Origin of the sequence: Paenibacillus amylolyticus (assembly GCF_003719335.1) — a bacterium.
GTDB lineage: Bacteria > Bacillota > Bacilli > Paenibacillales > Paenibacillaceae > Paenibacillus > Paenibacillus amylolyticus_D.
In genome coordinates, this window is the sequence record NZ_RIAS01000016.1 from 1 (window position 1) to 12,193 (window position 12,193).

The 12,193-nt window shown below is 40.2% G+C and carries 10 protein-coding genes and 1 pseudogene; 9 read left to right on the forward strand and 2 right to left on the reverse strand.

Annotated elements, in window-relative coordinates:
* Positions 1–195 precede the first annotated feature (195 nt).
* Both EC604_RS23180 and EC604_RS23185 read left to right on the forward strand, forming a co-directional pair.
* Positions 196–1,032 carry a class I SAM-dependent methyltransferase gene (locus EC604_RS23180; protein WP_123066404.1) on the forward strand — a complete coding sequence of 279 codons (837 nt, stop codon included), beginning with the start codon at positions 196–198 and terminating at the stop codon, positions 1,030–1,032.
* A 599-nt stretch (positions 1,033–1,631) separates the two neighbouring features.
* On the forward strand, positions 1,632–2,258 hold the full coding sequence (locus EC604_RS23185; protein WP_123066405.1) for a histidine phosphatase family protein: 627 nt from the start codon (positions 1,632–1,634) through the stop codon (positions 2,256–2,258).
* A gap of 575 nt (positions 2,259–2,833) precedes the next feature.
* Here the strand turns inward: EC604_RS23185 and EC604_RS30625 are convergent.
* Positions 2,834–3,145: a hypothetical protein gene (locus tag EC604_RS30625; protein ID WP_240037135.1), complete on the reverse strand. Its 312-nt coding sequence runs from the start codon at positions 3,143–3,145 to the stop codon at positions 2,834–2,836.
* A 423-nt stretch (positions 3,146–3,568) separates the two neighbouring features.
* On the opposite strand from EC604_RS30625, the gene EC604_RS23195 reads away from it, so the two are divergent.
* From EC604_RS23195 to EC604_RS23210, 4 genes are all read left to right on the forward strand, one after another.
* Positions 3,569–4,906, forward strand: a complete 1,338-nt coding sequence (locus EC604_RS23195; protein WP_123066406.1) for an ABC transporter substrate-binding protein — start codon at positions 3,569–3,571, stop codon at positions 4,904–4,906.
* A gap of 84 nt (positions 4,907–4,990) precedes the next feature.
* A complete protein-coding gene (locus tag EC604_RS23200) occupies positions 4,991–5,887 on the forward strand; it encodes a carbohydrate ABC transporter permease (protein ID WP_123066407.1) in 897 nt (298 codons plus the stop codon).
* 31 nt (positions 5,888–5,918) lie between these two features.
* On the forward strand, positions 5,919–6,737 hold the full coding sequence (locus tag EC604_RS23205; RefSeq protein ID WP_430538878.1) for a carbohydrate ABC transporter permease: 819 nt from the start codon (positions 5,919–5,921) through the stop codon (positions 6,735–6,737).
* A 28-nt stretch (positions 6,738–6,765) separates the two neighbouring features.
* A complete protein-coding gene (locus EC604_RS23210; RefSeq protein WP_123066409.1) occupies positions 6,766–7,749 on the forward strand; it encodes a glycoside hydrolase family 43 protein in 984 nt (327 codons plus the stop codon).
* Positions 7,750–8,509: 760 nt separating this feature from the next.
* Here EC604_RS23210 and EC604_RS23215 read toward each other — a convergent pair.
* A pseudogene (locus tag EC604_RS23215) lies at positions 8,510–9,003 on the reverse strand (arsinothricin resistance N-acetyltransferase ArsN1 family A).
* Between the two features lie 155 nt (positions 9,004–9,158).
* Here EC604_RS23215 and EC604_RS23220 point away from each other — a divergent pair.
* The 3 genes from EC604_RS23220 (at position 9,159) to EC604_RS23230 (ending at position 12,168) form a co-directional block, all read left to right on the forward strand.
* Positions 9,159–9,587: a MarR family winged helix-turn-helix transcriptional regulator gene (locus tag EC604_RS23220; protein WP_029881702.1), complete on the forward strand. Its 429-nt coding sequence runs from the start codon at positions 9,159–9,161 to the stop codon at positions 9,585–9,587.
* Between the two features lie 64 nt (positions 9,588–9,651).
* The gene (locus EC604_RS23225) at positions 9,652–11,064 is read left to right on the forward strand and encodes an NAD(P)-binding domain-containing protein (RefSeq protein WP_240037137.1); all 1,413 of its coding nucleotides are present in this window, start codon (positions 9,652–9,654) and stop codon (positions 11,062–11,064) included.
* Between the two features lie 75 nt (positions 11,065–11,139).
* A complete protein-coding gene (locus EC604_RS23230) occupies positions 11,140–12,168 on the forward strand; it encodes a flavin-containing monooxygenase (RefSeq protein ID WP_240037148.1) in 1,029 nt (342 codons plus the stop codon).
* Positions 12,169–12,193: the final 25 nt, after the last annotated feature.

The window sequence follows — 12,193 nt, forward strand, 5'->3', positions numbered from 1 at the left end:
CAAAAAATCTTCTCTAAATACGATTGAATTGTGCATGATCAGATTCCCTCCGCTTCGTAAGTCATTTGGTAGGAAGCATTGCTTACGGACAGTATGTCTGTATTTTTTGGCGCATTCAACCATATATTGGATTCGTTTGTTATGATAGAACAGGTTCTACACCATTTATAGCCTTGTGAGAGGGGAGTGATCATTTTGAATACTTCTAAACAAATGATGCCTCAACATTCCAATGATGGCTTTAGTAAACTTGGAATTTATGGCGTCCAAGGAGTCTTTATTATTCTGTTCTTGTTATTAACCCCTATCTACTATTTGAACAAATGGGACTTTAAACGTCACAAAAAGCGGAAGCCTTTCTACACCAGTAAATTGGTTCGATTGCAAGAGCGTTATCCGATTCTCTACGAATTAGCCATGTATGTTCAAAACTTCCCTATTCCTCGTAATGTCTACAAAGTTTTACCCCCTTTAAAGGGCGATGTTCTTCAGGTGGGCTGTGGTACAGGTTTACTGAACAAGTATCTTCGCAAGCAGAAGGATATTCGTTTTCTCAATATGGATCCGAATTTAAATGCTCTGAAACTTGGAAAGAAGTGGGGAAGGTTTAATTCCTATATCCATGCCTTCATTGATAAGCCGACTTCTTTACCTGAACATTGCTGCGATATAATTTTGTTTGCACGAAGCTTTCATCACATTCGTTATCACAAAAAAGCCTTCATTGAGAGCTGCAGATTGTTACGTGACGGTGGATCTATCATTATTGCGGACCCGGTTATTCTCAAGTCTCTTTCAGGTTCTGTAACGGACGGTGGTTATATGGCGAACTCTTCGATTGATGGTGTAATTTGGAGATTTACCAAAGAAACATTAATTACTCACATAGAGCGCTGTCTTCCTCCTGAATTAAAGATTGAATCCGTAACGGAAACGAGACAAGTGCATGTAACGAATTATAATTTATTTGTACCTCAGACAGATATCGTAGTAGTACTGAGAAAAAGGGAGGCTGTATGCAATGACAACTAAATTTATTTATGGTGTTTGAAATCTGCAGCATTATTCAATGTTTATCCGTTGCTCAGCCAGAAACATGTCTTGCGGATAATATAACTAAAGGTACCTCTCCACAGAGGTGCCTTTTTTTGTTTATGATAACGTTCAGCCACTAAAAGTTTTCTACTCACAGATAAATTGATAATGAAGAGGGGAACGTAGAAGGGATCGGTACAAGTTTCCATAGTTTGCTTCAGTGGGGCCATTTTAAATGTTTTATGCCATGTATTAGAACGATGATAGAAGCATTGAGTTCAACCGAGCCAGGAAGTAATGAGGTCGATGGAAACCATTCCGTTTAGAATACATCGTGTACATAAGACTGCCTTTTATCTAATCTTTTCTCGTAATGTCTAAAAGTTAAAATACCAATTAGAGCTTTAACTAAAATGCTACACTACCAACCAAGACATAATTATTCTCGATGTAGTTGATTATGGGGTGCTAACATTGATGAATCATCTCGTCATTCTCATTAGAAGTAACTAAGTATCCCTTCCTAAAAAGGATAATGAAAATTGTATAGAAAATCGTCATGAGGGGACAGTAGAGAGAAAAAAGGTGGTAAAGAAATGAACCGTTTATTCATTATCGTACCCTATCTATTTCTTTTGCTTGGAACAATTTGTAATGCCAGCCAATCAGAAGTTCCCAGTTCTTCTCTCATAAATGAACTTCAAAAAGGTGGGTATACACTTTATATCCGACATGGGGATGCATCGGTAGGTGAGGATCAACAAAATATTAATCTGAGTGATTGCACTACACAAAGGAATTTAAGCACTATGGGAAAGGAGCAGGCTGAGAAATATGGCAATGCTATTCGAAAGCTAAATATTCCTGTCTATTTACCCGTTGAAGCTAGTCCCTTATGTAGAACCGTCCAAACGGCTCAAACTGCTTTTGGTATACAAAATGTAAAAGTTAATGATTTCTGGATAAATATATATAAACTCAGTCAAAATCCGAGCACTGAAACCATAAGCACTACACTACAAGTTTTTACCAAAGAAGTTGAACAAAAAACTCCAAGTAATTTCAACAGGGTAATTGTAGCTCATTCCTTTCCTCCAGGTTTAGGATTGGGAGAGCTCTCAAGTATGGAAACTGTTATTATACAACCTCTGGGAGATCAGAGAGGGTATAAGGTTCTTGGGAAACTGAAATTAGAAGACGTTTTGCGGCTAGCAGGAATGTAACTATAGTAGCAGTGAGGTCGAGGGACAAAAACCTGGTCAATTCTCATTAAACTAAGGCAGGATAATTCGTTTTAGTCATGGAGAATCATTTCCATAAACAGCGTGGGAAATTTTACATGAATAATGGGGCAAGAATGTCGCGAGACAAGAACCTTGTTCCATTCAAAGTCGCTATTATAGCGGCTTTTTTGTTTTAAGGAACCAAGTTCTTGTCCCAAGCTGAGGACAAGAACATTGTGTCATTTCGGATTAGGTAATTATCTAAATAGCATTATGATGGAATCCTGTGGTGAGATAAAAGTTAAATGAGTTGAATATTTTGCTTGAGTAAGTTTTTTTGTATCATGAACTAACTTTTCTGGGCAGACAATCATCAACAACATCGCCGGTAAAACCAATCAATATGCCCAGTTCATCTATCGCCTGGCTGCAACGTTTGTCGTGTCAAGGGAAGATGAGTTGCACGGGAATGACGGCGTTCTTAGGAGAATGAATACTTCCATTTGTTCACGTAACAGCTTTGTGCCATTTCCTGTTCATCCTGCTGCACATAAGCTACGCCTGAAAGATGTGGATTATCGAAAGATAGCAAATCGATATTTGAATGATCGTTCAGACGACTGATAGGCTGATGTAAGGCGTGCAGTTTCTTCAGTCAGGGAAAAGGCTGCCGAAATTCCACTGTGGTCCTGCATGAAGTCAATTACATAGTCTAATGCTTGCTCGCTGCGTAGAATGTCGAGAGGGATGTGACACCACAAACTCTTGTCAATCGAAATGCCTTGATCTGTGTACGCCTGCTCGAAGCCGATCGTGCAATCCTCGACGGCTGTATTGGCATTTTCAGGTGAGATGAGCGCAATCTGCTGATGACTCTTGGATAGCAAATGGGAGACCGCCTTGTACGCACCTCCGTAATTGTCGGATGTAATGGTGTACGTCTCAATGTTGCGCAGATAGAGGTCGGTCCATTGGCAGAAGCCGCCCTGATTTAATTTTCTGTATAATATCTTCTCGAATTTGTTTGCATAGCGCTAGCTTTTTCAAAGAGTAGCATCTCCCCATAAACTTTATGATTTTATAATCAATTGGTTATATAAAGCTTATTTCATATATATATTAATACGGCATGTGGAGCGCTTACAATATGGAATCTAAGAAATTGTTGCGAAGGGGTCTTTTCTTTGAAAGGTTAGAATTAAAGCTAAGGATGGTGTTGTCAAGTTGGAATGTAACCGCTTAAATTAACAAAACTAACTAGTCAGCCGACTTTTCAAATGCATAACAAAAAAAGAGAGGATGACGAACAAATGAAAAAACGCAGTGCTTTAATCTCCATCGTTACACTCCTTATTATGTCACTTGTTTTTACTGCATGTGGTAATCCTTCTGGTTCGAAAACGGAAACACAGCAATTAGGCGCTAATGCCGGTGAGAATGCAACAGAATTATCATTTTGGACATTCGTAGATTTGCACGGCAAGCATTTGGATAAAATGCTGGGGTTATGGAACCAACAGAACCCAGACAAACAGATTAAGTTGAATGTAACGGTTATGCCTTACGATGATATGCACAACAAGCTCTTATTGGCAGTTACAAGCGGAAAAGGTGCTCCTGATATCGCGGATATCGAGCTTGGTAAATTCCCTAAATTCTTGGAAGGTGACAACGTTCCCCTGGAATCTTTGAATGATGTATATGCGCCATACAAAGACGCTGTTGTTCCTTCACGTGTCGAGATTTACTCCAAAGCCGGTCAGGTTTATGGCTTTGATTATCACGTAGGTGCTACGCTTGCTTTCTACAACACTGAAATTCTCGAACACGCAGGTGTTGACTACAAGAAAATCATTACGTGGGAAGATTACAAACAAGCAGGTATCCAGGTTTACGAAAAGACTGGCAAGTACTTAGGTACTGCTGATACGTCAGCTTCGTTCCAAGCATCGCTGCTACTAGCTCAGCAAAATGCTGATTTTACAGATGAAAATGGTAATCCAAAAGTGAATTCGCCTGAAATGATTAAAGCGTTTGAAATGTTAGTCGATCTGCAGAAGAACAATGTTATTCATACGATCCCTGGCGGACAACCCGACACAGAAGAAGCAAAAGGCGAATATAACAAAGGCAACTACGCAAGTGCATTGATGCCTGAGTGGTACATGTCCCGCTTTGTAAACGAAATGAAAGACCTTAAAGGGAAGTATGCAATAGCTCCATTGCCTGTATTCGAAGAAGGTAACCCTCGTTCCGTTGGCTTAGGCGGTACTGGCACAGTGGTTACTAAAAATGGTAAAGACGTTCAGTTGGCAAAAGAATTTGTAGCCTTTGCTAAGCTTTCGAAAGAAGCTACTACTGAAATTTGGAATACACTTGGTTTTGACCCAATCAACATGGAAGTATGGAAAGATGATGCCGTAACGAAAAACCCTGAAAATGAATACGTCCAATACTTTAAAACAAATGCATTTGACACTTTGAATGAAATCAAGGACGAAATTCAAGCGATCAAGTCCGTTAAAGCTTCACCAACCATAGGCAATATATTCAATACGGTTACTTTGAATGCGATCTTTGAAGATGGCCAAGACGTGAAGGAAGCGTTGGATGAAGCACAAGCAGCAATCGAGCAAGAATTGAAATAAATATAATAAGCAAATGATTTGATTAAACCTGTCGGCAGGTTTAGTGGTCGGCAGGTTTAACCATAGTCAAGGGAGATTGAGAATATGATAAAGAAATTTGTATACTCTCAAAAAGTTGCGCCTTATGTTTTTGTATTGCCATTTATACTCATATTTTTGATTTTCTGGTTTTTCCCCCTTGTAAATTCATTCATAATGAGTTTTCAAGATAGGATGTTGGGGCAGGATCCTAAATGGATTGGTGAAGCAAATTATTCAAAATTGCTTACAGATAAAGTGTTTTTGACATCTATTAAAAATAGCGTTGTGTACATGTTAGGAACCTTAGTGCTGTTAATTCCCTTTCCCATGTTATTCGCCGTTATGATCAACAGTAAGTTAATGATGGGAAGAGAGTTTTTTAAATCTTCGTTCTTTCTCCCTGCCTTAACATCTGTCGCAGTTGCGGGTACCATTTTCCGCCTGACATTCGGTGAAATGGAAGGTTCATTAATGAACAGTTTCCTGGGTCTATTTGGTGTAGAACCTATTAAATTTTTGAAAGACGGAAATTGGAGTATGGCAGCACTGTTAATCCTCGCATGTTGGAGATGGACAGGCGTTAATATGCTTTACTATCTATCGGGTTTGAAAAGCATTGACAATGAATATTATGAGGCTGCCTCAATTGACGGTGCATCTGCTTGGCAGAAGTTTAGAATGATCACAATGCCATTATTGAAGCCGACCACGATATATGTTACCACAATTAGTGTTTATGCAGGTTTAGCCATGTTTACCGAGAGTCTGATGATGTTCAACGGTAACAAATCACCCCAAAATATTGGCTTAACCATAGTTGGATACCTATATAGACAAGGGATTGAGCAGAATAAGCTGGGTTACGCAGCTGCGGTTGGTATCGTTCTATTAGTCATTGCTATGGTTATCAATTTAACGCAGTTGAAATTTAGTGGAATGTTCAAAAAGGAGGAGGATTAAAGTGGGCAGAAGTCAGACGCGGAGTGATTTCATCTCTAGAATAGTAATTATTAGTTTATTCATTATACTATTCGTTATAATTATGATCCCATTCTACGCAGTGGCCCTATCTTCCTTTAAACCAGGTGAATCATTAGTTAGATATGGTCTTAACCTAAGTTTGGATTTTGAAATCATGAGTTTTGATAATTTCCTCTTTCTGTTTACTGGAGAACATGATTATTTTGTGTGGTTTTGGAACAGTATGATTTTAACAATCGTTCAAGTGGTTTTAACACTTTTTGTAAGCGCATTGGTTGGATATGGTTTTGCAGCATATGATTTTAAAGGTAAGAACTTCCTCTTTATATGTGTTTTGCTCATTATGATGGTGCCTTTCGAAATACTGCTGGTTCCTTTGTACAGCCTAATTAATGATTTGGGAATGGTGAATAGCTATTCGGCAATCATTCTGCCGGGTATAGCTAATGCCGCGACCATATTTTTCTTCAGGCAATATCTACGAAGCATACCCAAAGAGATTATTCAATCTGGGCGGGTTGATGGCGCAAACGAATATGCGATTTATTTCAGACTAATTATGCCGATTATGAAGCCATCCTTTGCGGCAATGGCTATTTTGAATGGGATGAATAGCTGGAATAATCTGTTGTGGCCATTCATGGTGCTCGGAGATCAGAGTAAATATACACTTCCAATCGGTTTGAAAACGTTGTTAACTCCTTATGGCAATAACTATGACCTATTGATCGTGGGTTCCTTCTTCTCCATCGTTCCAATTTTCATACTGTTTATTGCCTTCCAGAAATATTTCATAGACGGTATGACTGCAGGTGCTGTTAAAGGGTAGTAAAAATTAAGACGAAACGGGTGATAAGATGGAAATCCAACAACGAGCGTTACACGACATTCAACCATTAATTGAACAGAGGGCTGATCCTTTTATTTACCGACATTCGGATGGTTATTATTACTTCGTAGCATCCGTTCCGGAGTATGATCGGATTGAAATCCGTAGAGCTCAGAACCTTGAAGAGCTTGTTACGTCTACTCCTGTAGTGATCTGGAGAAAGCGCGAGACTGGTATCCTTAGTGCCAATATTTGGGCACCCGAACTGCATTTTATTGATAACAAATGGTACGTGTATTTCGCTGCAGCACATACGACAGAAACAAATGAAGGCTTGTTCGACCATCGGATGTACGTGCTAGAGAATGAAAATGTCAATCCGCTCCAAGGCAGTTGGATGGAAAGAGGGCAGGTTCGTACCGAATGGGAAAGCTTCGCCCTCGATGCCACTACCTTTGAGCATAACGGCAGCCGTTATTACGTATGGGCACAAAAGGATCCGAATATTGAAGGTAACTCTAATCTGTATATATCTAAAATGAGCAATCCATGGACGCTAACTGGGCCGCAAACGATGATTTCGCTGCCGGAATATGACTGGGAGATCATTGGTTATAAAGTGAACGAAGGCGCGGCATTTCTTCGCAAGGGTAATCGGGTATTCCTCTCTTACTCGGCTAGCGCCACCGATTACAATTATTGCATGGGTCTACTTGAAGCCGACGCGGATGCTGATTTGCTCGATGCCACCTCATGGCGCAAGTCGCAAACAGCGGTTCTCTCGACAGATGAGAGCATATCAATGTATGGTCCCGGTCATAATTCCTTTACTGTCTCAGAGGACGAAGAAGAGACGCTATTTGTGTTTCACGCAAGAACGTACAAGAACATTATAGGAGATCCGCTGTACGATCCGAATCGCCATACATTTGTGACAGAGCTTTTGTGGACGGCTGACGGCAGACCCGATTTCCGCAGCTCTGTTGAAGCACTTGCACGTTCTTTACAATGAACGAGTGTCCCAACAAGGTTGGTTGATGGATTTGAGTTCGTTTAACCAACTTGCCAAGAGAGACAATAAGAACATCGAAGGCACCCTCTGTGTGCCTTCAATTTCGCTCTAAAGATAATACGCCGAACCGTATCATAAGGGCAGGATAGTTTAACAAATAAGTCGAAGAGTTGAGTGGGACTAACCTTGCTTAAAGAGGAAAGAGATAACGTTAAATTATAAAAATGTTGTTACGAAATGCTTAGGCTATTGCTGTTATTAAATACTTTATACATAAAAGAGCTATATGGAAAGAAGAGGGCGAGGTTCCGCCACACGTTGCATTTGGCAATATACTGAATCCGTATTTAATCAACCTACTTAAATTAACCATGAATTAACCAAAAGTGAGGAAAAAATACTTGTGATAATTTTGAGATTTATCAAACATGGAAGAAGTCGCAATCTTAGGACGATAGCTCTATTGTGCAACTATGTTAGTTACCTACAAATTTGTCGAGGGACAAGAACATGGTCCCATTGAAGTTGCTATTTTAGCGGCTTTTTTATATTATCGGTACAAGTTCTTGTCCCAAGCTAAGGACAAGAACTTGTACCGATTACCGTATTGGACAAGAACATGTTCCTATTGCCGATTAGACGTATATCTAAGCGGCGTCTGGCCCTTCAATACATTAAACTAACGGGCAGGATAGTTTAATGTATTGTGTTCAAGTAATTCGAAAACCTAGTATTGTAAGATCAATACGGCTCGCGATGCTTATAAAATTTTCTCCATTGCCATCACATCTACAAATTTCCCTTCTAAAACGCCTTGGTTTTGAAATACACCTACTTCTCGGTATCCGGCTTTGTGATATAGGCTCTGACCAAGCATAATAATGGAAAGGTGAAAAGAACAAACTTATAGAAGTTATTCTGCTTACCGATTTCCTCTAATCTCTGAAGCAACTGTTTTCCGACCCCTTTGCCACGATGATCACGATGAATATAAATGGAGAGGTCACCGACACCGTCATACGCGCTTCTTGAGCTATACGAATTGATAGAAGCCCATCCGACCACTTGATCATTCTGTTCGGCTATGAGTACCGAGTAACGACCCTGGTACTTGTTAAACCAATCAGATATGTAAGCTTCATCTTTAATATCTGTTTCTAACGTGGCAATGCGGTCTTCAATACCTTGGTTATAGATAGTTAGAATGTTTCCCAGATCCAATTCAGCAGCTTGACGCAGAATTACCATGTTGATCACTCCTACGATTTGTTTTTGTATAAGTTTATATATCACAATGTTATTTGAAATGGGAACGGGGATAGAAAAATAAAATAAACATTTGCATTTTGCAAGTAATAAAGGTATAACTATAACAAGAGGTGAGGTAATTGGAAAACAACGTAAGAGAGATGTTTCAGATCATGACACGACGTTTTGGATTATTGGATAAAAACTGTTGCACCGCAGGAGGGCTGGATATTTCGCTTGTTCAAAGTCATATCATTTATGAAATTGATCGTAAGCATAATCCATCCATTCAACAAGTGGCAGATGCACTATCCATTGACATCACGACGTTTAGCCGCCAGGTTCAAAGTCTCGTTAAGCTGGGTTTGGTTCAAAAAACGCCCTTACCTGAAGATCGACGGATTTACATATTGTCCTTGACTACACAAGGTAAGTTTGTTGCTACGGTCATTGATGAGCAGATGAATGATTATTTAAAAGAAGTCTTTTCGCATATGTCTGAGTTTGAACGGGATATGGTCATCAACGCCGTCAAACTACTAAACGAAAGTATGGCGAAATCCAGCGTATGCTGTACACCACTGGGATAATACTTATCCCATTTATTTAATATAATACTTGCAAAGTGCAACTAATTATATGGAGGAAACTAAGATGATTAAACATATCCCTGTGCACCAAGTGAGCTGCTGCGAAGCACTAGTACAAGAGAAGGGCAAAATACCTGTTGCAATCATTGGAGCTGGACCGGTTGGTCTTGCGGCAGCAGCACAACTCATTTTAAAAGGTGAGCCTTTTATGTTGTTTGAAGCTGGAGATGAAGTAGGGGCAAACATTCGAAAATGGGAACATGTACGACTGTTCTCGCCATGGCAGTATAACATCGATAAAGCTGCTAAAGAGTTGCTACTAAAGTCGAATTGGGTTGCTCCACAAAACGAAACGATCCCAACGGGTAAGGATATTATTGAGCATTATCTAAAACCTTTGGCTGCTCTACCTGAATTAAGTCAAAATGTGCATTTGAATACGAAAGTTACTGCGATCAGTCGAAAAGGGTTAAGTAAAGTGAAAACAAATGGGCGTGAGAAACTACCGTTTGTACTTCATGTTGAACAAAATGGATCTTCGTTTATTTATGAGGCGCGGGCTGTTATCGATGCTTCTGGGACATGGTCCAATCCTAACCCGCTTCGTTCAGACGGTATATTTTCAGAAGAGGAAAAAGCGCTTAAAAGTCACATTTCATACGGTATCCCTGCTGTATTAGGAAAAGAGAAAAATCGATTTAGCGGCAAGAATGTACTTGTTGTAGGAAGCGGACATTCTGCAATCAACACGTTACTCGAACTTGCCGAGCTACAAAAAGAAGAGTCGAGAACTGAAATCGTTTGGGCTATTCGCAAGGCAAATATTGAGGATGTTTATGGCGGACGCGAATTAGATGGGCTTCAGGCAAGGGGAGAACTGGGTACTCGTATTCAAAAAGTGGTTGAATCCGGTACCGTAAAGGTCCTGACAGCATTTCATATTGAGAAGCTTCAAAAACAAGGTGAACAAATCCAGGTTTCCGGAACTATTAAAGATGAACAAGTGGTTATTAATCACATCGATGAAATTGTAGGTAACACAGGTTCTCGCCCTGACTTATCGATGGTGCGAGAAATACGGGTATTAACGGACCCAAGCTTAGAATGTGTTTATGAACTTGCACCATTAATTGACCCCAATGTACACAGCTGCGGTACAGTTCGACCACATGGCGAAAAAGAACTACGCCAACCTGAAAAGGACTTTTATATCGTAGGTGCCAAAAGCTATGGAAGAGCGCCAACCTTCCTTATGGCAACGGGATATGAGCAAGTCAGATCCATTGTAGCAGCACTAGTGGGAGATATGGATTCAGCGCAAAAAGTAGAATTAGAACTATCGGAGACGGGGGTTTGTAGTCTTGGAGCTAGTGGTACGGACAACTGCTGTGAACCGGTTCAAGTGAAAGAAACATCTTCGGATTGTTGCTCACCTTCAAAAACGGAAAAGGCAGGATCAAATTCTTGCTGCGGTTAAATCAAGAATCAGAGCTACTGCATCCGAATCGTGATGCAGTAGCTTTTTATAGAAGGAGGGAGAAAATTGAAAAACATGATTTATGATTGCATCGTTATTGGTGGTGGTCAATCTGGTTTGGCAGCAGCCTATTACTTACAGGAAGCTAATCGGAACTTTATCATCCTTGAAAAAAGTGAAGAGCATCTAGGATCATGGGCAAATTACTATGATAGCTTAACGTTGTTCTCGCCTGCACCGTATTCCTCATTGCCAGGACTCCGATTTCCAGGCGATACAAATGTTTATCCACACAGAAATGAGGTTGTTCAATACTTAAAGTCTTATGCAGCTACATACAATTTTCCAATACACTCAGGGCAAGATGTAATCAGAGTGGATAAGGAAAGTAATATCTATACAGTCCACACCTCAAGCGGAGAACAGTTTCGTACACGGTCCATCATTTGTGCAAGCGGGGCATTCGTAAATCCTCATATTCCAGACATTCCTGGCATGCATCAATTTAAGGGGGAAATGCTTCATGCTAAGGACTACCGAAATGAGAAAGAGTTTAAAAACAAACGGATCATTGTTGTGGGAGGTGGCAATTCGGCGGTACAAATAGCGGTTGAACTTGCTCGGACGGCGCATGTAACGATTGCATCCAGAAGCCCGATCAAATTCAAGCCGCAGGTCATTGCAGGGAAAGATATTCACTTTTGGCTAACTATACTTAGGCTTGATCAATCCAATTGGGGCAAACGATTATTGCAAAAAAGCAGTGACGGTGTCCTTGATACCGGTATATATAAAAATGCTATTGATCGAGGTAAGCCGGATGCCAAACTGATGTTTAAAGCTTTTACGGAAAATGGGGTAGTGTGGGTAGATGAGACTCGTGAGAATGTGGATACCGTTATTTTTGCCACAGGGTATATTCCGAATTTCGAATATCTTAGTGGATTGAACATTCTTGACTCATCAGGTGTACCTTTAAAACAAAGCGATGAAAGAATTCATTTTGTAGGTATACCGTGGCAGACCTCATTTGCTTCGGCGACGATTCGAGGCTCAGGGAAAGATGCGAAAAAAGTTGTACAATCGCTTGTGAAAAGAATGTGAGCTGTCGATTCTTAGAAGGATGTTA

What these genes read in the sequence shown, in the direction of transcription:
- EC604_RS23185 (WP_123066405.1), top strand. Translation starts at nt 1,632, where the DNA reads ATGAACCGTTTATTCATTATCGTACCCTATCTATTTCTTTTGCTTGGA.
- EC604_RS23195 (WP_123066406.1), top strand. Translation starts at nt 3,569, where the DNA reads ATGAAAAAACGCAGTGCTTTAATCTCCATCGTTACACTCCTTATTATG.
- EC604_RS23200 (WP_123066407.1), top strand. Translation starts at nt 4,991, where the DNA reads ATGATAAAGAAATTTGTATACTCTCAAAAAGTTGCGCCTTATGTTTTT.
- EC604_RS23210 (WP_123066409.1), top strand. Translation starts at nt 6,766, where the DNA reads ATGGAAATCCAACAACGAGCGTTACACGACATTCAACCATTAATTGAA.
- EC604_RS23220 (WP_029881702.1), top strand. Translation starts at nt 9,159, where the DNA reads ATGTTTCAGATCATGACACGACGTTTTGGATTATTGGATAAAAACTGT.
- EC604_RS23225 (WP_240037137.1), top strand. Translation starts at nt 9,652, where the DNA reads ATGATTAAACATATCCCTGTGCACCAAGTGAGCTGCTGCGAAGCACTA.
- EC604_RS23230 (WP_240037148.1), top strand. Translation starts at nt 11,140, where the DNA reads ATGATTTATGATTGCATCGTTATTGGTGGTGGTCAATCTGGTTTGGCA.